General features: G+C 64.5%; 1 protein-coding gene. It reads left to right on the forward strand.

What is annotated here, in order from left to right:
- Window positions 1-708: EF-Tu/IF-2/RF-3 family GTPase (locus tag IAE56_RS20950; protein WP_267912615.1), on the forward strand; the 708-nt coding region annotated here is incomplete at its 5' end.

The following is a 708-nucleotide window of genomic DNA, read 5'->3' on the forward strand; positions in this document are numbered from 1 at the left end:
GACTTCCCGGGCGACGACACCCCGATCATCTCGGGTTCGGCCCGCCTGGCGCTGGAAGGCGACCAGAGCGACATCGGCGTGCCGGCCGTGATCAAGCTGGTCGATGCTCTCGACAGCTGGATCCCGACCCCGGAGCGTGACGTCGACAAGCCGTTCCTGATGCCGGTGGAAGACGTGTTCTCGATCTCGGGCCGCGGCACCGTGGTGACCGGTCGTATCGAGCGCGGCGTGATCAAGGTCGGCGAAGAAATCGAAATCGTCGGCATCCGTCCGGTGCAGAAGACCACCGTGACCGGCGTCGAAATGTTCCGCAAGCTGCTGGACCAGGGCCAGGCAGGCGACAACGCCGGTCTGCTGCTGCGCGGCACCAAGCGTGACGACGTCGAGCGTGGCCAGGTCCTGGCCAAGCCGGGTTCGATCAAGCCGCACACCAAGTTCGACGCCGAAGTCTACGTGCTGTCGAAGGACGAAGGCGGCCGTCACACCCCGTTCTTCAAGGGCTACCGTCCGCAGTTCTACTTCCGTACCACCGACATCACCGGTGCGGTTGAGCTGCCGGAAGGCGTCGAGATGGTGATGCCGGGCGACAACATCAAGATGGTTGTCACCCTGATCAACCCGGTCGCAATGGACGCCGGCCTGCGCTTCGCAATCCGCGAAGGTGGCCGTACCGTCGGCGCCGGTGTGGTCTCCACCATCATCGAGTAA

The organism is Stenotrophomonas sp. S41 (genome assembly GCF_016624625.1).
Classification (GTDB): domain Bacteria; phylum Pseudomonadota; class Gammaproteobacteria; order Xanthomonadales; family Xanthomonadaceae; genus Stenotrophomonas.